At 38.9% G+C, this 21,227-nt stretch carries 19 protein-coding genes and 2 other annotated features; all 19 genes read right to left on the reverse strand.

The genetic code is table 11. The features are described from left to right. Positions 1–5: 5 nt before the first annotated feature. The 19 genes from infC to citZ all read right to left on the reverse strand — a co-directional run bounded on the left by infC (position 6) and on the right by citZ (position 21,081). Positions 6–509: a translation initiation factor IF-3 gene (infC, locus tag AC0VYH_RS15965; protein WP_194219324.1), complete on the reverse strand. Its 504-nt coding sequence runs from the start codon at positions 507–509 to the stop codon at positions 6–8. Between the two features lie 89 nt (positions 510–598). Beyond that, positions 599–720: a sequence feature (ribosomal protein L20 leader region), on the reverse strand. A 177-nt stretch (positions 721–897) separates the two neighbouring features. Next, positions 898–2,835 (reverse strand): threonine--tRNA ligase, encoded by a 1,938-nt coding sequence (thrS, locus tag AC0VYH_RS15970; RefSeq protein ID WP_194219323.1) that lies wholly within the window; start codon positions 2,833–2,835, stop codon positions 898–900. 42 nt (positions 2,836–2,877) lie between these two features. Further along, positions 2,878–3,093: a binding site (T-box leader), on the reverse strand. 56 nt (positions 3,094–3,149) lie between these two features. After that, complete coding sequence (locus tag AC0VYH_RS15975; protein ID WP_475365592.1) at positions 3,150–3,986, reverse strand: putative sporulation protein YtxC; 837 nt, start codon at positions 3,984–3,986, stop codon at positions 3,150–3,152. Positions 3,987–4,086: 100 nt separating this feature from the next. Then, entirely contained in the window at positions 4,087–5,019 is a 933-nt protein-coding gene (dnaI, locus tag AC0VYH_RS15980) for a primosomal protein DnaI (protein ID WP_194219321.1), read from the reverse strand. A 15-nt stretch (positions 5,020–5,034) separates the two neighbouring features. Continuing rightward, positions 5,035–6,381 (reverse strand): replication initiation and membrane attachment family protein, encoded by a 1,347-nt coding sequence (locus AC0VYH_RS15985; RefSeq protein WP_283154270.1) that lies wholly within the window; start codon positions 6,379–6,381, stop codon positions 5,035–5,037. Between the two features lie 73 nt (positions 6,382–6,454). Next, positions 6,455–6,913, reverse strand: a complete 459-nt coding sequence (gene nrdR, locus AC0VYH_RS15990) for a transcriptional regulator NrdR (RefSeq protein WP_404681390.1) — start codon at positions 6,911–6,913, stop codon at positions 6,455–6,457. A 73-nt stretch (positions 6,914–6,986) separates the two neighbouring features. Beyond that, on the reverse strand, positions 6,987–7,376 hold the full coding sequence (locus tag AC0VYH_RS15995; protein WP_475365594.1) for a cytosolic protein: 390 nt from the start codon (positions 7,374–7,376) through the stop codon (positions 6,987–6,989). 152 nt (positions 7,377–7,528) lie between these two features. Next, positions 7,529–7,918, reverse strand: coding sequence for an adenosylmethionine decarboxylase (speD, locus tag AC0VYH_RS16000; RefSeq protein WP_194219317.1), 390 nt, complete (start codon positions 7,916–7,918; stop codon positions 7,529–7,531). Positions 7,919–8,424: 506 nt separating this feature from the next. Next, on the reverse strand, positions 8,425–9,453 hold the full coding sequence (locus AC0VYH_RS16005; protein WP_430241391.1) for a glyceraldehyde-3-phosphate dehydrogenase: 1,029 nt from the start codon (positions 9,451–9,453) through the stop codon (positions 8,425–8,427). A gap of 171 nt (positions 9,454–9,624) precedes the next feature. Further along, the gene (gene coaE, locus AC0VYH_RS16010) at positions 9,625–10,218 is read right to left on the reverse strand and encodes a dephospho-CoA kinase (RefSeq protein ID WP_194219315.1); all 594 of its coding nucleotides are present in this window, start codon (positions 10,216–10,218) and stop codon (positions 9,625–9,627) included. 16 nt (positions 10,219–10,234) lie between these two features. Further along, complete coding sequence (ytaF, locus tag AC0VYH_RS16015) at positions 10,235–10,867, reverse strand: sporulation membrane protein YtaF (protein WP_194219314.1); 633 nt, start codon at positions 10,865–10,867, stop codon at positions 10,235–10,237. Between the two features lie 65 nt (positions 10,868–10,932). Beyond that, positions 10,933–11,763: a DNA-formamidopyrimidine glycosylase gene (gene mutM, locus AC0VYH_RS16020; protein ID WP_430241394.1), complete on the reverse strand. Its 831-nt coding sequence runs from the start codon at positions 11,761–11,763 to the stop codon at positions 10,933–10,935. A 20-nt stretch (positions 11,764–11,783) separates the two neighbouring features. Continuing rightward, complete coding sequence (gene polA, locus AC0VYH_RS16025; protein ID WP_475372751.1) at positions 11,784–14,411, reverse strand: DNA polymerase I; 2,628 nt, start codon at positions 14,409–14,411, stop codon at positions 11,784–11,786. Between the two features lie 326 nt (positions 14,412–14,737). Further along, on the reverse strand, positions 14,738–16,156 hold the full coding sequence (gene pnpS / locus AC0VYH_RS16030; RefSeq protein ID WP_430241397.1) for a two-component system histidine kinase PnpS: 1,419 nt from the start codon (positions 16,154–16,156) through the stop codon (positions 14,738–14,740). After that, positions 16,156–16,872 (reverse strand): response regulator transcription factor, encoded by a 717-nt coding sequence (locus tag AC0VYH_RS16035; RefSeq protein WP_283153890.1) that lies wholly within the window; start codon positions 16,870–16,872, stop codon positions 16,156–16,158. Before AC0VYH_RS16035 ends, pnpS begins: the two co-directional genes overlap by 1 nt. Positions 16,873–17,068: 196 nt before the next feature. Then, positions 17,069–17,548, reverse strand: a complete 480-nt coding sequence (locus tag AC0VYH_RS16040; RefSeq protein ID WP_475372752.1) for a MaoC family dehydratase — start codon at positions 17,546–17,548, stop codon at positions 17,069–17,071. An 86-nt stretch (positions 17,549–17,634) separates the two neighbouring features. Further along, positions 17,635–18,573, reverse strand: a complete 939-nt coding sequence (gene mdh / locus AC0VYH_RS16045; RefSeq protein WP_475365599.1) for a malate dehydrogenase — start codon at positions 18,571–18,573, stop codon at positions 17,635–17,637. 47 nt (positions 18,574–18,620) lie between these two features. Further along, entirely contained in the window at positions 18,621–19,892 is a 1,272-nt protein-coding gene (icd, locus tag AC0VYH_RS16050; protein WP_430241403.1) for an NADP-dependent isocitrate dehydrogenase, read from the reverse strand. A 73-nt stretch (positions 19,893–19,965) separates the two neighbouring features. Further along, on the reverse strand, positions 19,966–21,081 hold the full coding sequence (gene citZ, locus AC0VYH_RS16055) for a citrate synthase (RefSeq protein WP_194219306.1): 1,116 nt from the start codon (positions 21,079–21,081) through the stop codon (positions 19,966–19,968). Positions 21,082–21,227: the final 146 nt, after the last annotated feature.

Raw genomic sequence — 21,227 nt, forward strand, 5'->3', positions numbered from 1 at the left:
AAGAATTACTTTTCTGCGATAGGTGCCAAGATTAGGAACATGCTGCGTCCTTCCATTTTTGGTTTGGACTCAACAGTTGCAATATCTTTGCAATCTTCTGCTAGGTGCTCAAGCACCTTTTTACCGATATCAGAGTGTGTAATCATACGTCCGCGGAAACGGATCGATGCTTTCACTTTGTCGCCTTTTTCAAGAAACTTACGTGCATTACGAAGCTTCGTATTGAAGTCGTGTTCTTCAATGTTCGGGCTCAAGCGAACTTCTTTAACGGTAATGATCTTTTGTTTCTTACGCGCTTCTTTCTCTTTCTTCTGCTGCTCATAGCGGAACTTTCCGTAGTCCATAATGCGACAAACAGGAGGTTTCGCGTTTGGAGCAACCATTACAAGATCAAGATTTGCATTACGAGCCATATCTAATGCCTCAGTTTTGGATTTCACACCAATTTGGTTTCCGTCTGCACCAACTAGACGTACTTCCCGAGCACGAATGCCCTCATTGACGTTCATATCTCTACTAATAATCAGCCACCTCCATGGTTATTGTTCGATGATGATCATCTAACATGATGTCATTAAATGGTTTATATCCGGTTCAAAGCATAAAAAAAGCGTCGGCGCATACGGCACCCACACATTACACAATTATAAGAACAGTGTACCTGCAAACTACCAGTTACGGCGTCAATCAGGTGAGAAGCGGGCGCTTCTGCTTGCTTTGTTTCCGATATTTAATTACCTAAGACAGTATACCATGCTGACCAAATGTATGTCAAGGTGATAAGATTCGTTCGAAGTGCACTTGATTATCATAACGAATCTTTCCCTTTGTGACAAGTGTTTTTTGTAAATTTCTTTTCTATATTAATAAAAGACCGGCAATTATGCCGGTCTTACATTACTTCTTCTGTTTAATTTCTTCTTCAATTCTAGCTGTGAAATCATTCAATGAAACAGTCTCAGAATCCTGCTGGCTGTAGCGGCGTACGTTAACCGCTTCACCTTCAACCTCTTTATCACCTACTACGAGCATGTAAGGAATTTTCTGCATTTGAGCTTCACGAATTTTGTAACCAATCTTTTCATTGCGTTCGTCAACCTCGACACGAATTCCTGCACGCTGAAGTTTTTTCTGAACGTTCTTTGCATATTCTAAGTGAACTTCTGATACCGGAATAATCTCCGCCTGGATAGGTGAAAGCCAAGTTGGAAATGCTCCTTTGTATTCTTCAATTAAGAATGCTACGAAGCGTTCCATTGTAGAAACAACGCCGCGATGAATAACAACTGGACGATGGTGGTTGCCATCTTCACCAATATAAGATAGATCAAATCGCTCTGGAAGTAGGAAGTCAAGTTGAACAGTCGAAAGAGTTTCCTCTTTACCTAGAGCTGTTTTCACCTGAACATCCAATTTCGGACCATAAAACGCAGCTTCGCCTTCAGCTTCCACATATTCGACGTTTAGGTCATCCATTGCTTCTTTAAGCATTCTTTGTGCTTTTTCCCACATTTCATCATTGTCGATATATTTTTTCTTATCTGCTGGATCGCGATAAGAAAGACGGAATGAGTAGTCACTGATGTTAAAGTCTTTATAAACTTCCTGGATAAGCTCGACAACTTCAATAAATTCTTGCTTGATTTGATCAGGACGACAGAAGATGTGAGCGTCATTTAGCGTCATCGAACGTACGCGCTGAAGACCTGCTAGCGCTCCAGACATTTCATATCGATGCATTGTTCCAAGCTCCGCAACGCGGTATGGAAGACTACGATAGCTTTTCAGATCGTTTTTATAAATCATCATATGATGCGGGCAATTCATTGGACGAAGAACAAGTTCTTCTGTTTCATCCATTTTCATCGGAGGGTACATATCATCCTGATAGTGATCCCAGTGACCACTTGTTTTATATAGATCAACATTTGCAAGGTGAGGTGTATATACATGGTTATACCCAAGACGTTCCTCAAGATCTACAATATATCGTTCAATCGTCCGACGAATAGTCGCCCCTCTTGGCAACCAAATCGGAAGTCCCTGTCCTACCTCTTGGGAAATAGTAAATAGCTTAAGTTCTTTACCGAGTTTGCGGTGATCACGTTCTTTAGCTTCTTCTAAAAGATGAAGGTATTCTTCAACTTGAGATTGCTTTGGAAAAGCTGTTCCATAAATGCGTTGAAGCATCTGGTTTTCGCTATCTCCACGCCAATAAGCGCCTGCAATCGAAAGTAATTTAAAGGCTTTTATCTTACTAGTAGATGGAACGTGTGGTCCACGACAAAGGTCAAAGAATTCACCCTGTTCATAAATTGTCACTTGTTCGTCAGCAGGAATAGCTTCTAATAGCTCTAATTTGAGCTCATCGCCAATCTCTTTAAACATTTTCTCTGCTTCACTGCGACTTACAACGATACGCTTCACTTCAAGATTTTCATTAATGATTTTCTTCATTTCTTTCTCAATCTTAGGCAGGTCCTCAGGCGTAATAGATACAGGGCAGTCAATATCATAGTAGAAACCACTATCAATAACCGGCCCTACTCCTAGTTTTACATCACTGTAGAGGCGTTTAATTGCCTGTGCCATAAGGTGCGCTGTACTATGACGAAGCACTTCAAGACCGTCCTCACTTTCAGGTGTTACAATTTCAATAGAAGCATCTTCTTCAATTTCGCGTCTCAAATCAAAAAGAACACCATTCACTTTTCCTGCAAGAGCCTTTTTCTTTAGGCCCGGGCTGATTGAGCTTGCAATCTCTTCCGTTGTTGTCCCTTTATTAAATTCCTTTACAGAACCGTCAGGAAACGTTATTTTTACCATTTCAGCCATGCTTCTTCACTCCTTTTTTTGCATATAAAAAACACCCATCCCAAAAGGGACGAGTGTTGATCTCGTGGTTCCACCCTGCTTCCCGCATAAGATAATAACCTATACGGCTCAGACTGCTGTAACGTAGCAGAAACGCCACCCCATTTCCAGGGCAGAGTTCAAAGGTGGTAAGTATGCTCGTCTCGCTAGGAAGTTCGCACCAATCCTTCCCTCTCTGAAAGCTAACAACACATCTCATGTCCTTATCGTAACAATTACGTATATGCGTGTATGTAGGTATTATAAGTAGTGTACATATGAAAATCAAGCTTATTTTAAGGATTGCCTGAAAAAAATAGTTTAGACATACGATACGGAAAAAAACTTAACCTTTCTTCAAACACATTTCGGATTGTTTGAACGAGCCCCTCATCGGAATCATCCGTGTAAATACAAACTTCTTCTGGAGCAAGCAGCAGAAGGGGAAATAGAATTTCAGAATCTATCTCATCTATGGTTAGCCCAACAGGAAGATCTTCCAACTTCCCCTCTATACCAGTTAATAGTGACCCATTCATATCAAATAATTGATATGTTTTATCATAAACAAGAACTACTTTTTTCTGAAGAGATTGCCTGGATCGCAATAGAATTCTTAAACCTTCAACGAAGTTTTGATATTCTTGTTCAAGTTTATATTCGTCAATCGCTTCTCCAATCAATTCATTTAGCAAAGCACGATAAGGACCCGTTCGAAATCTTAAAAAAGAATCAAACAAAATGGTTCCACCCTGTTCAATACACGATAATGTTGACTGAAGCAGTACGTCCCTTCGATTAGCATAGCGATGAGCACCTGGATAGTCTTCTTTATCCCCATCTCCAATACTTCGAGCAATGGATGTAATTTCACCAATTTCATCTTTATCTTGATAATAATACGTTGAAGTTAATAGCTGTTCCATCCAACGCTTCTCATAGAAGGTACTCACACAGTTAGCAATGCATTGAGAAATCTGATAACACAGTTTTGTATCATATGGGCCTATCGCAACAGAAAGACTTAACTCTTCTTCATTTACAATGACTGAGTCACCGATTTTAATGAACTTGTTCAATTGATCGAATACAAATTGGAAGTCATCTATATCAGTAAATGTTATCGAAACCAACGCATTCCCTCCTGTCCACTACCTTCTCATTAGAATCTATATGGCAGAATATGCGAAATGATGTATAGAACCAAAAAAAAGCCTTCCGTAATGGAAGACTTTAAACTCGTCTATTTTTACCCTCTAAAAATACAGGCGTGGTAAAGTGCTTAATTCGCTCCATAATCCGCTTAGCTTTCGTTTCTTCAATTCCACTTTTATGGGAATAAGCTAAATGATCTTCAAGCAAAGCATAGTCCAGGTTAGATGAATACAGAGTTGGTAACCCCTCAGTCATACGATATTGTAATAAAGCTCCAAGAATATCATCTCGTACCCAACTTGAGATATTTTCCGCTCCAATATCATCAAGTATCAAGAGCGGTGTTTCTTTTAAATAATCAAGCTTTTCATCAATAGATTGATCTTGAATGGCGCTTTTCATTTGACGGAAGAAATCCGGAGTATAAATAAACTGAGAACGAACCCCTTTTTCTTTCGCCAGCTGGTTTGCAATAGCCCCGAGAATAAACGTTTTCCCTACCCCAAAACCTCCATGAATATAAAGCCCTTTAGTGGTTTCACCAGGAACGAAATCTTCTACATATTGAATCGCCGTCCCAATCGCTTCAATTCTAACAGGATCTTCATCATCCAAATCCGCGAAGGTAGCCTGAAGAATTTCTTTCGGAATATAGTAGCTTTGAATCATCTGATTACGCTTTTTGTTCTTATCATCTTCAATTCTTGTTGGACAACGGTTGTAGCGAATATCAATCACCGAACGATTAATAAATAGCTCAGGCTCGTACCCCTCCATCATATTAATGCAGTTCGAGAGACCAGGGCATCCTTCACATCGCTTTGCTTGTGTTGTATATTCATATAGTCTTGCAAGACTTCTATCAATTATTTTGTCATCGACCTCGTCATGCTCTTCAATAAATGCACGAATATCTTCATCGGCCATAATAGCCTTCTTCATCTCTTGGTACTGTTCCTGGAATTTCTTATTGCCTGGCATCTTGTTAAATGATTCCTGGATTGATTCCATTCTTGTTCACCCCGCTTATTTCTTATATTTACTTAGCATCTTTTTAAGCTGATCCTGTTTCTCAGATCGCTCCTCATGAGACATATCCGGTTCTTTTTGATCTGAAATCCATTCAGGCACTTTGTCTTTTCTAGCGGCAGGTTTCCCACGATTGGAAGAGCCTGTTTTTTTCTTGGCCGGTTGCTGAAGCTCTTTAATGGCAAGGTTCATTGCTTCTCTTACTGTCTTTACCCTTGCCCTTGCCCAGTGACTCGCAAACTTTTCTACATAATTCTTCGATAACTTCTTATCCTGCGTTTCTAGAATGAAATCAAGTAAGACATTCATAACACCAGGAGTCAGCTTTTGTTCATCCATTATTCGCTCCACAAGCTTCATATCTGCTTCAGAAGGTTTTCCCCCTTCAGCTGCCCGCTGAAGAATATCATATGGCGTCATCTGTTCATATCTCTGCGCCGCTTTCTCTTCTTCTGTCTCAGGTTCTTTCTTATGAAACTCTTGTAAAGAAACAGGTTGACTTCTATATTGGAGAGCAGGCACTTTGCCACGATTTTCAAGCGCGAACCAACTGCTTACTTCCTTGCGCAGTAGATCATCAGAAAGTTCGTCATGGTGAATTGCAGCTTGTTCCACAATCCGGCCCATTTCATATGGTTCAATTTTATACACAAAAGCAAGTCGCTCAATCGTTTTCTTAACAGACTCTGTAAACATTTTCTCAGTGACAATCATATCAGAAATGTGCTGCTTCATCATATCGAAGTCGAATTGCGAAGAAGTAAAAACAAGGCCTTTATTTTCATCACGTTTCTCTATCGTTACTTCCTCTTCTACTTCGCTCATACCAGTCATTTCAGACGGGTGAAGAGAATCGTATACTTCATTAAATGATGCAGTCACGTCACTATACTCAGCTAGATCTGCCTTTTCCACTGTGAAGTGCTTTTTTAGATCATTGTATCGATTACGTCCTAATCGATTGAATAAATAAATATTCAGTACGCCATCATTGAAGAAGCGTTCCGGTGTGAGAGGAGCTTGCAATTCATAAGTAAAATGTCTAGGATCTCCACTGTCTTTTACATATGTTTTCAACAGGCCAATTCCTTCTAATTTACGTCTCTCTTCAAGTACTCTCTTCAAATCCCATCTCATCATAAGTAGCAAATTATGATGAGTCATTGTTGTAACAAAATGATTCTGCTGCTCATGAGCACTCCAGAGAGTCATATAAAGACTGTAGGCCGGAGCCCCGATTAAAGGTTGATATAACAATGTTAGTACTCTTCGATCATACTCGTGCAAAAGTCCGGATGCTTCAATCTGAAGCGTATCAACAGGAAGAAGTTCTTTCCAATGCATATGCTTCACCTTTGTATTCCTCATAATTTTTGAAACCGTACAAAAAAAGAGCTTACGCGAAGCTCCCCCTTTGTTATTCTGCTCTGTTAATTAATTCTTTTAATTCGCGGATAAAGACATTAATATCTTTAAATTGACGATAGACAGAAGCAAATCGAACATAAGCAACTTCATCAACCTTTGCCAGCTGATCCATAACAAGCTCTCCCACAACATCACTACTGATCTCGGAAGCTCCCTGATTACGAAGATCACGTTCGATTTCATTAACAATTGTTTCTAGAGTTTCAAGTGGAACAGGCCTTTTTTCACAGGCTTTAATTAAACCTCTAAGAATTTTATCCCTGCTAAACTCTTCTCTAGTTCCTTCTTTTTTCACTACAATAAGCGGTATTTCTTCAACTGTTTCAAATGTCGTAAATCGATACGTACACGATTCACACTCACGGCGCCTACGAATCGAACGGCCCTCGTGAACCGGCCGAGAATCAAGCACCCTTGTACCATTGTGATTGCAGTTGGGACAACGCATAAGATCATCTCCACTAAACGAACAAGATTTCTACTACTATTTTAGCATAAAATGTGTCATGACACACCTACCCTTAAAACTGCTCAGAAATCCCTGTTCCGATTAACGTAAGTTTCTTTTTTAAATCATTATAAATGGTTGCAATGACTTTCTTACTGTATCCGAAATCAACTGGAAGTGGCGTCTCTGTTGAAACAGAGAAATCAACGGCAGTTCTATAAGCACGAACCGTGACAACTGTTACAACAATAAGGGCCTTTTTAGGACCTTTCACTTGAAAAACAAATTCTCCACGCTCCGGAGAATTCGTAACGATTTCACCTTTATAGTGTTGTTGAAGGACGGCTTTCGCTTCTGTAAAAGCCTGTTCCTTTGTCGCTTTAAAATAATGGGTTTTAAGAGCATCATTCGGATGTCTTTCCCCAGTTTCAGAACGGTTGCTAAAAAATTCTTTTATTCCCACCCCAGGTCCTCCTCTATTTTTTTTAAGAATAGCAATAAATGACTGATAAATCAATCACATTGAAAGGAATAGGACCGATAGGAAAAGCGAGATGTCTTCTTAGTGAATATAAAAAAAGAGTGCACTGAGCACCCTTTTCAATCATTGTATTATTATGAAGTAAACGCTGACTGTTCTTCTCTAACTTTAGGTTTGACCGGACCCATGCCTCGAGGAAGTTCAATGTTTTCTCGTGAATCTGCACCGAGAGCATCAGCAATATAGTTAGCCGCAACGTTCGGATCAAGATCTCCACAAGTATATACATCAATACTTGCATAACCATGTTCAGGAAAACTGTGAATCGTTAAGTGTGATTCAGAAATAATAACAACACCACTAACGCCTTGTGGAGCGAATTTATGAAATGCAACTTCACGAACCTCAGCACCGGACTTAAGAGCAGCTTCAACAAATGTTTCTTCAATAAATTTCATGTTGTTTAATTTTTCAATGTCACAGCCCCATAGTTCAGCAATGACGTGACGACCCATTGTATCCATAGCAAAATTCCCCCTTTAAATTTACTCATGCATTGATTAGCATGCGGTATCGAAAATCCACCACGGGGGAAAGTTAGTCCGATGAGGTCCTAACCCTTTAAGTAGTTTTCAATGCCAAATTGCTATAAAAGAAGTTCACGAAAAATAGTATAAGGCTTTTAAAATAGATTTGCAAGAATAAATTAAAGAACCTTTTTGTTAGTTCGTCGTTATTGAGCATTAAAGCTCATTATATTCTTATATGACTAATTTTATCCTATTAACTGTAGTATGATTCAATCATTCAAATATATTTGGTTTATCGTTAACTGCTCCTTTAACTAAGATGTGAATTTCACGAGTACTATCATTACGTTATTTTACATACCGACTATATTAACGAGCCTTGTTGATTTTTGTAGTATTTACGCGCTGTGTCAACCCATTGATTCGAACAAAAATCGAGCTATCAATAACACAAGCTTATAAAAAAAGAAGCGGTGATATACCGCCTCTTCTCCCACTTTCTATACGATTGCTTTCAATCTCTCGGGTATTCTTTCTCCCACATACTTCGCCATATCAACAACTCGGCATGAGTAACCCCACTCATTATCGTACCAGGCAAGGACCTTTACTTTCTTATTCTCAACGACCATTGTAGAAAGTCCATCGACAATCGATGAATGATCATTTCCGTTGTAATCAATGGAAACGAGAGGTTCATCAGAGTAGCCAAGAATTCCTCGAAGCGGTCCCTCGGAAGCAGCCTTTAAAGCATCATTAACCTGATCAATTGTCACATCCTTCTCAAGATCTACTACAAGATCTACAAGTGAGACATTTGGTGTAGGTACACGAAGTGACATGCCGTTAAGTTTCCCCTCAAGGTGTGGTAAAACTTTAGAAATTGCTTTTGCCGCTCCTGTCGAAGTCGGTATGATTGACTGACCACAAGCGCGAGCTCTTCTCAAATCTTTATGGGGGTTGTCGATATTTTTTTGGTCATTCGTATACGCATGCACAGTTGTCATCATTCCCGAGACAACACCAAAGGATTTATCAAGCACCTGTACTACAGGAGCAAGACAGTTGGTTGTACAAGAAGCGTTTGAAAGAACGTGATGTTTTTCATTATTGTATTCGCTTTCATTTATGCCCATCACAATTGTAAGATCTTCATTTTTACCAGGAGCTGTTATGATTACCTTGGTAGCACCCGCATCAATATGATAGGCTGCTTCTTCTCTTGTACGGAATTTACCAGTGGCTTCAATCACAATATCGATCCCCATATCCTTCCAAGGAAGACTTTTCGGATCACGGTTGTTTAAAACAACAACTTTTTTACCATTAATTTTTATCCCGTTTTCAACAGGGACTACTTCTCCATCAAATGTACCGTGAATGCTATCATATTTAATTAAATGGCTGAGCGTTTCCGGCGGATAGCTAGCGTTAATTGCCACAACTTCTAAACTATCTTCCATAATTGCCTTTCTAAATACCATACGCCCAATTCTTCCAAAGCCATTAATCGCTACTCTTGATTTCATCCAGCGTTCCTCCTGCCATATATGTGTTATACTTATTTCCCCTATCACAAAATTAGTATAACATATAATATGCAATTAAAAAGATTAATTTACACTATTTTTGTAAATCGTCATATATCTGAGCAATCGTCTAAATAAATACAAAAAAACACGCCAGAAAGGCGTATTTTTTTAAATGATTTTCCATTTAGTTAGAATGTTCCTAAGCTGCTTATCTGTTTCTTCACGTGTTCCCATATTATCAATCACTTCATCAGCAAGCTTTTTCTTCTGTTCGATAGGCAATTGAGAGTGTATGCGATCAGTTGCCTCTTCTTCTGTACTACCGTCTCGCTCCACTAATCGTTTCAACTGGACGTCAGCATTAACATAGACAAGAAGTGTTTGATCTACCATATGAGTCAGTTTACTTTCAAATAACAGCGGAATATCGAATACCACGTGAGCGTTTCCTTGTTCTTTATAAGCTGCAGCTTCGTCAAGCATTCCTTTTCGAATAGCAGGATGAAGAACACGATTTAATTGCTTACGCTTGTCATCGTCCTTAAAGATAACAGAGCCAAGCTTCTTCCGATCAAGCCCACCATTATCATCCTTCATTTCCTCTCCAAACAAACGAAAAATCTCTTCTAGAGCTGGCTCACCAGGTTCAACCACTTTTCTTGCCATCACATCTGCATCAATTATTGGTATGTTATATCGGCGAATCATTTCTGCCACAGTACTTTTTCCACTAGCAATTCCACCGGTAAGTCCTATATCCATCGTATCTTCTCCTTTCCTACATTCTCATAAAGCCCAGAATGATGAGTAAACACCCTGGTAAAAAAGAAAGTTTATCCATCCATTTAATATTTGAAGTGAAGTTACCAAACTTAAGACCTAAAAGCAGGAATAACGAACTCATACATGCGATTAAAAGAGAAGTTTCAATTGGTGGAAACCCAACCATTGACGCACCAATCCCTGCTCCAAAGGCATCAAGCGACAATGCTGCACCGAGCATGATAGCTTCAATACCTGTAATCGTACCGGAGTCATCAAAATCGGCTGTTGTCGGCTTTCTTAATATACTGATGACCACTCCAAGCGAGCGAATTTCATAATGAAGAAGGATTCGCTCTGAAACAGTTTTTTCTGCTTCTTTATTGTTACGAAACATTTGATACAGCACCCAGCCACCAAGCGCAATAAGGATGCCGCCTCCAATACGCTGGGCTAATATATCTGATATCCATAATTGTAAAAGGGACCCGAACCCCATAGCGACCAACATGGAGACCGCCGAAAAGATTGAAATAATGAGAATTGACTTAAAAGGAATCCTCATTCTTCGCAAGCCATAAGTTAAGCCGACCCCAAATCCATCTACACTTACTGCAAGTGCTAAGAAACAAAGAGAAACCCAGTACATAGGCGAGCTCCTTCCATACTAAAATCTTAAATAGTATATGAAAGCAGCCCATCCAACGCTACGAATCACTCATTTATCTGACAGTCAGGACAAAATGTCGTACCGCGCCCACCGACTACGATTTTGGAAAGTTCTCCATTGCACCTCTTACACTCTTGACCTGCTCTACCATAGACAAATAAACTGTCCTGATAAGTTCCAACTTTTCCCTGACTATTTACATAGGAACGTATTGTACTTCCACCTTTGTTTACAGCATCTTTTAACGTATTCACAATCTCAGCATGAAGCTCTTCAATTTCGTTTTCTTTTAACGTTGAAGCCACTCGCTCAGGATGAATACCAGCTTTAAACAATGCCTCATCCACATAAATATTTCCTAACCCCACAACGATTGTTTGATCTAATAATACCGTTTTTACTTTCCTAGAAGTCTTTTTAAACCCCTGTTGTAAAACTTCTGGGGTAAACTGATCAGAAAATGGTTCATAACCTAGCTGAGCAAGCGGCAACTCATTTTCTTCTATTCCAATCGGAAACAAGTGCATCGTGCCAAATTTACGTACATCATGGTATCGAAGTTCTGTCCCATCATCAAAAGTGAAGAATACGTGAGTATGATGATCAAACTCTTCTTCTATAGATGTTAACTTATATTTCCCTTCCATTCGAAGATGCGAAACGATCACATCATCCTCGAGTATAAGCTTTAGAAACTTCCCTCTTCTTCTTACACCCTTAAATGTCTGTCCAATCACCTTCATTTTAAATGCTTCGACATCATCAGGTTTCTTGATGATTTTTGGCCATTTTACTAATACATTTGTAATTCGTTTCCCTACGATTAATTCTTCGAGCGTGCGTTTAACTGTTTCTACTTCTGGTAATTCAGGCATTATTCCCTCTCCTTTGATGCCTACTTCGCATCATACCAGGTGGAGCCATATTCATAATCAACTTTCAGCGGTACATCCAGTTTGATTGCAGATTCCATCACTTCAGGTACGATCCGTTTTAACGTTTCAATTTCTTCTTCTGGTGCCTCAAAAATTAATTCATCGTGTACTTGAAGTAGCATACGCGTTTTTAGATTTTCTTCTTTTAATCGCGTATCCATTTGAACCATCGCAAGCTTAATAATATCAGCAGCCGTTCCTTGAATCGGTGTGTTCATTGCCGTTCTTTCAGCAAACCCTCTTTGATTAAAGTTCCTTGAGTTAATTTCGGGCAGATATCTTCTTCGCTGGAGCATTGTTGATACATACCCCTCTTCTTTCGCCTTAACAACTACATCTTCCATGTAATTTTTCACCCCTGGGAAACTCTCTAAGTACCGATCGATGAATTCGCCAGCTTCCTTTCTCGAAACGTCAATACTTTGAGAAAGACCATAATCACTAATACCATAAACAATTCCGAAATTAACAGCTTTCGCGTGTCTTCTCATATTCGACGTAACGTCATCCTTGTTAACGTTGAACACATTCATCGCTGTTTTCGTATGAATATCCTCATCCTGTTGGAAAGCTTCGATTAAATTTTGATCCTGAGCGATGTGTGCAAGGACTCTTAGTTCAATTTGCGAATAGTCTGCCGCAAACATAACCCAGTTTTCATTAGATGGAATGAAAGCTTTTCTAATCTTACGGCCTTCTTCTAAACGAATCGGGATGTTCTGTAAGTTAGGGTCTGTAGAACTAAGTCGACCTGTTTGCGTGAGAGCCTGGTTAAACCTTGTATGAATTTTCCCAGTATCAGAATAGATCACTTTTAGTAAACCTTCTACATATGTTGAATTCAACTTCCCTAATTGACGGTAAAGAAGAATTTCTGGAATAACATCGTGTTTACTTTCAAGCTTTTCGAGTACATCAGCTGAAGTTGAATATCCAGTTTTTGTTTTCTTAATCACCGGAAGCTCTAGCTTATCAAATAGAACCTCACCGAGTTGCTTAGGCGAATTGATGTTAAACTCTGTACCTGCAAGTTCAAAAATCCTTGCTTCGATTTTGCTTAATTTCTCATTTAACTCTGCACCCATTTTCTCAAGGAATTTCGTATCAACGGATACACCTTTTGTTTCCATTTCACCAAGAACAAGGGTTAACGGCATTTCAAGATCGTGAAATAGCTCATATTGTTCATTCTTTTTTAACTGTTCTTCAAGTGTCTCTTTTAATTGGAAAACAGCGAAAGCTTTTCGAACAAGGTGGTCTGCAAGCTCGTCTTGTTCTGGAAGTTTGCGTTTTGCCCCTTTACCATAAACCGATTCATCAGAGGAAACGATTGAAAAGCCTTCTCGACGAGAAATAGCAGATATATCATGCGTTGACTCAGAGGGATTCAGTAAATAAGAAGCAATTACTAAATCAAACGTAATGCCTTCTAGCGCAACCCCTTTCCACCCTAGAGCAACAACTGCTCGCTTCGCATCAAACACCCACTTCTTCTGAGATCGATCTTCAAGGAAGTTTTTTAATAGCTTAGAAGACATTGCGACTTCGGTTGGTATGAAATAATTCCCATTTTCATTCACAATAGAAATACCTTGTATTTCCGCATTGTGATAATTTTCTTCCATTACCTCAACGATCATGGCAGAAGGACTGATTAAATGATGCTCTTCAATTTCTTTAACCAAATCAAAAGACAATTCATCTATTTCTTGTTCTTCATTTTGCTCTCCACCAATTCGATTAAGAAGGTTTTTAAAGCCGAGCTCATTAAATAATGAAACTACAGCATCATGTTCATATCCGCTGTATGACAGATCATTTATTCCAAGCTCAAGAGGCGTCTCCTTAAATATTGTTACGAGTTCCTTACTCATCATGGCCTGATCACGGTTCTCTTCAAGTTTTTCCTTAAGCTTTTTGCCCGACACTTTATCAAGCGACTCATAAACCGCATCAACTGTGCCAAATTGCTTCAATAATTTAAGAGCCGTTTTTTCTCCAACCCCTGGTACCCCAGGGATATTATCCGAGTTATCACCCATTAGCGCCTTCATATCGATAATTTGATCTGGAGAAAGTCCATATTTTTCATTAAGAAATGCAGGGTCATATGTATCAATATCTGTAATCCCTTTACGAGTTAAAGCAACATGAACGTTATCTGAAACTAGCTGAAGAAGATCCTTATCACCGGAGTATATTTTAACTTCCCAATCTTCCTTACTCGCAATGGTTGATACCGTTCCAATAATGTCATCTGCTTCATAGTTCTTAATTTCATATCTCTTAATATTAAAGGCATCTAGCACCTCACGAATGACAGGAAACTGTTCACTCAATTCAGAAGGAGTCTTTTGTCTACCACCTTTGTATTCTGTATATGTCTTATGACGGAACGTGGTTTTTCCTGCATCAAACGCTACGAGCATATGAGTTGGTGATTCATTTTCAATAATCTTCAGCAACATCGTTGTAAAACCTAACACCGCATTCGTATATACACCCTTATCATTGTTTAGCAATGGCAATGCGAAAAATGCACGATAAGCAATACTATTTCCATCAATTAATACTAATTTGTTTTTCAATCGAAATCCTCCCGTTTCATTCATATAGACGTTTTATTATCGCTAAAATTATAAAAAGCGACGCCTGCTCCTTTCATTTTACCACGATGGCAAAAAGAAAGAAAAACAAGCGCCAATAAACAAATAAAGCATAATAAAATCACGACTTAACATTTTCAATAAAGTTTTGATTTTGTATAGAAGGCATTCCATAATATGATCTAAAAAAAAGGAGACGAGTTATACTCGTCTCAAAAATATGCTCTCGTCATGATGAAGGGGTCAATTGTTACTTTACAGAAATAGTTTAAAGGACATATAAATAGAGTGTAAAGAAATCGTAAAGTTTAGAAATGTCTCTCTTTGTTAAGTGTAATCACGAATGTTGTCCCATCTCCAAGTTCGCTCTTCACATCAATACGACCATGATGTGCTTCAACAAGGTGTTTCACTATAGCAAGCCCAAGACCCGTTCCGCCTGAATTTCTACTTCTAGCCCGGTCCACTCGATAGAAACGTTCAAATATCCTAGGAAGTTCTTCTTTACGAATGCCAATTCCGTTATCCGAAATGATGAACTGAACAATGTCACTTGACTCTTGAACAGAAATCGTAATTTTGCCTTCTTCCGGTGTATACGTAATGCTATTGGCAATTAAATTCAGAAACACTTGTTTTAAACGATTTGTATCTCCTTTAATATGAAGATTCCCCTCATATTGGACATTCACTTCAATGCCCTTTTTTTCTGCTTTGCTTTGAGTCATTAACAAACAATCATCAATAACCTCTTTTAAGTCTACAACTTGCCAGTTTAATGAGAAATGCTTTTGTTCCATTTTAGATAAATCGAGAAGATCCTGAATTAAACTTTGAAGTCGATCACTCTCATTTAGAATAATGGTAAGAAAACGAGTTCTAAAAGCTTTATTTTCCATAGCGCCATCTAATAATGTTTCAGCAAACCCTTTGAGCGAAGTCACCGGCGTTTTCAATTCATGAGAAACGTTCGCTACGAAGTCTTTGCGCATTTGTTCGAGCTTCTTCAATTCTGTAATATCGTGAAAAACAAGGACAACACCTTTCAGCTTATTGTCCTGATCAAGAATTGGTGCACCAGACACATCAAAATGCCTTATTTCAATTCCCACTTCTAACTCAACCTGCTTACGCACTGTTTGTTCTACAAGAAGTGTCTCCTCAACAATACGAATAATATCTCGATAAGGAATAGCCTCATAATAAAGCAGGTCCATATAATCATTTACTTGGATTTGAAAAGTGTCTTTATAAAAGCGGTTTACTAAATTAATATGACCTTTTGAATCAATAAGAATTAAGCCGCTATCCATGTTTTCAATGAGTGTCATTAAGCGATTTTGCTGAATTTCATAAGATGTGGTCATGGTTTGCAAATTTCTAGCAAGTATATTTAAAGCATGACTAAGTTGTCCTGTCTCGTCTAGTTTATACTCATATGTTCTTGCCTTGAAATTTCCAGAAGCTAGTTCATTCGCAACCTTTAATGCTCCCTCCAAGGGCTTCGTTAACTGATTGGAGATACGAAGACTAATATATATAATGATAAAAAAAGCAGCTGCAAAAGAAAAAATCAATATCAGCCACATATTCGATAGAGCTTCCTGACTAGCACTCTCGAATAGAATTCCTTCAAATAAATTGCCAAGGAAAACGATCATCATAGAAAATACGATAAAGAGGATAACAAATTGAGCATTAAGAAAGCGTGAACGAAATCTTTTCATTAAATTGAGGGCTCCTCTAACTTATACCCAAGACCCCTGATTGTTTTAATGTATTCAGGTTTGCGCGTATTCTGTTCGATCTTTTCACGTAAGTGACTAACATGCACATCAACAATTCTCGTATCTCCTACAAAATCATAATTCCATACAGCGCTTAACAGCTGCTCTCTTGTAAGTACACGTCCTTTATGACGTAAAAGATAAACGAGTAACTCAAATTCTTTCGGGGTTACCTCCATAATTTCTTCTTGGAAGAATGCTTCATAATTATTAGGGTATACTTCCAATTCTCCAACTTGGATTTTTTCGGATTCTTCCATTTGGCTAGCAGCCTTTGATTCCTCAAGTTGTTTCACTCGTCTGAGAATAGCTTTGATTCTGGCCACTACTTCCCTTGGACTAAATGGCTTCGTCATATAATCATCAGCACCTAGTTCAAGACCAAGCACTTTATCAAATTCATCATCCTTTGCAGTTAACATCAGCACCGGTGTGTGAATATGACGTTGTCTCAATTCTTTACATACTTCTAATCCATCCATTTCAGGTAGCATGAGATCAAGGATAATGCAATTCGGCTTTTCCTCAATCACGACTTCTAAAGCTTCAGCACCGTTTTCAGCAGTGACGACTTCGTATCCTGCCTGTTCAAGATTAAATTGAAGCAATGTTAAAATTGATATTTCATCATCAACAACTAGTATTTTTTGAGCCATTGTCAAATCCCCCTAACGAATTTCCCCATTCATCAATACCGATTCTTATACCAGGCGGTTTTCTTTATTTTAGCCTGAATACTTTCATCATACTATTTTTTTCACAAAGGCAAAAGAAAAACTTAAGCTATCCACGATATTAACCGTTTTCCATACGTATGAAATTTCGTTACAAAAAAAGAGCCCAAAATGGGCTCTAAAAATTATCAAATGAAGTTGACTTTGTTAGTGGTTTAGCAGGATATGGAGGGCTGACAGTGAAAGTTCCGTCTAAAATGCAATCCTCCGATTCGTTTACACCCTTAACAGCTATGACGACTTCATGTGCTTCTTTAGACACGTTTATGACTTCAAACTTGAAGTGAAGCGTCTCATAATGATGAACCGGGTTTTCATATTTCACTTCATGTTTCTTAAGACTACTTCCGGGTCCTGGCAAATATTTAGAAATAGCACCTGTTACGATAGCAAGGAGCATAATTTGCGGAACAATCGGCTTTTTAAAAGGCGTCATAGAGGCATAATCATGCTGAATGAATAGGGGATTGTTATCGTTGGAAATTCCAAGGTAGAGAAGAAGATCTCGATCCTCTATTTTTTCTGATACTTCAAGCTTTTCACCAACAGAAATCTCTTCAATCATTCGTCCAATTTTTCGTTTTTTCCCTAAAAGCACAGCTACTCCCCCTTATATAAGAAAGCGCTTTCTTATAATGTTGTAAAAGAGATCCGGTTAACACCGGATCTACTTTAATGGCATTATTAACCTAATACCGTCATAACTTTGCGAACAGACTCGGCTGATTTATCCAGCTCTTTCTTTTCTTCGTCAGTTAAATCTAATTCGATGATGTCTTCAATCCCGTCGCCACCAAGTATTGTTGGCACACCAAGGTATAGACCATCATAGCCATATTCACCCTCAAGATAAGCAATTGTAGGAAGCACACGACGTTGATCTTTTAAAATGGCTTCAACCATCTCAACAAGAGATGCAGCAGGAGCATAATAAGCACTACCATTTCCAAGCAGACTTACAATTTCCCCGCCACCTTTACGTGTACGTTCTACAATTTCATTAAGCCGGTCTTCAGAAATAAGGCTTTGAAGAGGAATGCCTCCAGCAAATGAATAGCGAACAAGTGGTACCATATCATCACCATGACCACCAAGTACGAAACCGGTAATATCTTTCACAGAAAGATTTAATTCTTCAGCAATAAATGAACGGAATCGTGCAGAATCAAGAATGCCTGATTGCCCGATGACACGGTTTTTAGGGAGACCTGACTCCTTAAATACCGTATACGTCATGGCATCTACAGGATTTGTTAGAACAACTATTGTCGTTTCAGGAGAATATTTTACGATTTCTTGAGTAACGCTCTTCATGATTTTGGCATTAGTATTCACAAGATCATCGCGACTCATCCCTGGTTTCCTTGCAATTCCAGCAGTAATAACAACAATATCTGAATCAGCTGTATCTTCATAGCTTGAAGTCCCTGTGATTTTAGAGTCAAATCCTTGAACTGGGCTTGCTTCAAACATATCAAGAGCTTTTCCTTTTGTCGGACCTTCTTGATTTGGGATATCTACAAGTACTACATCAGCAAGTTCTTTTTGAGCTAGTAGAAAAGCCGTCGTTGCCCCTGTAAATCCTGCACCAATTACGGAAACTTTCTTACGTTTCATTGTCATTTAATAGCCACTCCTTTAATCCAGTTCAAAATTGGTGGTCTGTTGAATTAGTCCATATTGTTGATTAGTTCATCACCAAATTCAGATGTTTTCACTTCTGTTGCGCCGTCCATTAGTCGCGCAAAATCATATGTTACAACTTTATTCGCAATTGATTTTTCCATGGCATCAAGAACTAGCTTAGCTGCTTCATTCCATCCAATGTGCTCAAGCATAAGAACGCCTGACAAAATAACAGATGATGGATTTACTTTATCAAGACCAGCATATTTTGGAGCTGTACCATGCGTTGCTTCAAAAATAGCATGACCAGTTTCATAGTTGATATTTGCTCCTGGAGCAATACCAATTCCACCAACTTGCGCTGCAAGAGCATCCGATACATAATCACCATTAAGGTTCATTGTAGCGACAACGTCGAACTCAGCTGGACGAGTAAGAATTTGTTGCAAGAAAATGTCCGCAATCGCATCTTTCACGATGAGTTTGCCTTCACCTTCTGCTTTAGATTGAGCTTCGTTCGCAGCATCTTTACCTTTTTCTTCAACGATACGATCGTATTCAGCCCAAGTAAAGACTTTATCTCCAAATTCTTGTTCAGCCACTTCATAGCCCCAGTTTTTAAATGCGCCTTCTGTGAACTTCATGATGTTCCCTTTATGAACAAGGGTTACATTTCTACGACCTTCGTCAAGAGCGTATTGAATCGCTGCGCGAACAAGACGCTTCGTTCCTTCTTCAGAAACTGGCTTAATACCAATGCCTGAAGTTTCAGGGAAACGAATGTTTTTTGCACCCATTTCATCTTGAAGGAATGAAATCACTTTTTTCACTTCATCTGATCCTTTTTGGAACTCGATTCCAGCATAGATATCTTCTGTATTTTCTCGGAAAATAACCATATCTGTATCTTCAGGGCGTTTTACTGGAGAAGGAACTCCTTTAAAATAACGAACTGGACGAAGGCAAGTAAATAAATCAAGCTCTTGACGAAGTGCAACGTTAAGAGAACGAATGCCTCCTCCTACAGGTGTTGTAAGTGGCCCTTTAATTGCAATTATGTATTCACGAATTGCATCAAGAGTAGCTGCTGGTAGCCATTCACCTGTTTTATCGTAGGCTTTTTGACCTGCATATACTTCTTTCCATACAATTTTCTTCTTTCCTCCGTAAGCTTTGTCTACGGCACCTTCGATAACTTTAGAGGCAGCTGCCCAAATATCGGGACCAGTCCCATCTCCTTCAATATACGGAATAATTGCGTGATCTGGAACATTTAGTACACCATTATTTACGGTAATCTTCTCTCCATTTGCCATTCTGTATTCCTCCTATTGAAATAACTTTTATGTTAGCTAAGCAGGGAAGAAATGATCCTCCCTGAGTTTTCTTCTATCTGTCTTCTACTTTTACATATGTCTGATTCGTTGAACCAATATATTCTGCACGTGGACGAATGAGGCGATTGTTACTATATTGCTCTAGAATATGAGCAATCCAACCAGAAACTCTACTCACTGCAAAAAGTGGCGTGAACAGGTCATGGTCAATGCCAAGACTATGGTAAACAGAAGCTGAATAGAAATCTACGTTAGGTGGAAGACCTTTCTCACTTGTAACGATTTCTTCCATCTTCGTTGACATCTCATACCATTTTGTTTCACCTGTAAGGTCAGTTAACTGACGTGACATCTCTCGTAAATGCTTCGCACGCGGGTCACCTGTCTTGTAAACGCGATGTCCAAAGCCCATGATCTTTTCTTTGTTATCAAATGCATTTTGCAAATAAGGTTCGACATTATCAACGCTGCCGATTTCACTTAACATAGCCATCACGCGTTCATTTGCCCCACCGTGAAGAGGTCCCTTAAGAGCACCAATCGCTGCTGTGACACCTGAATACATATCAGATAAAGTAGCTACACATACGCGAGCGGTAAAAGTGGAAGCGTTCAGTTCATGGTCTGCATGAAGGACTAGGGCTTTATTGATAGCTGTCACAGCCACATCTTCCGGAAGCTCACCAGTTAATGTGTATAAAAAGTTAGCTGCAAAGCTTAGATCTTTCTTAGGTTCTACTGGATCCTTTCCTTCACGAACCCGGGAAAAAGCGGTTACAACAGTAGGTATTTTAGCTTGAAGACGAATCGCCTTACGATAATTCGCTTCTTCACTCATATCATCTGCTTCTTCGTCATATAAAGCAAGTGTAGAAACAGCAGTACGAAGAGCTGCCATCGGATGTACTTTATCACTTGGATAAGACTTCATTTGAGCAACGATTTCTTCAGGAATAGCTGCATTTTTGGCAAAATCAGCTGTAAATTCCTCAAGTTCTGTCTTATTTGGAAGTTTATCATTCCATAAAAGATAAATTACTTCTTCAAAACTAGCATTCTCAGCGAGGTCATCGATGTTATATCCTCTGTATGTTAAGACATCATTAACGATAGAACTAATCGATGATGTTGTTGCAACTACGCCTTCTAATCCGCGTGTAGTCGTCATACGTCTCCCTCTCCTTTTCCATATTATTGGCTCTGATATTTTCTAAAAATTCTGCTTTGATAACGCTTTTAAAACGCTCCAAAAAAAATAAGAACCTATGTACAAGTTGGTGCGTCAGTTCTCATTATAAACAATTCTCTGATATT

This window comes from Anaerobacillus sp. QJM3NY_32 (assembly GCF_056173645.1).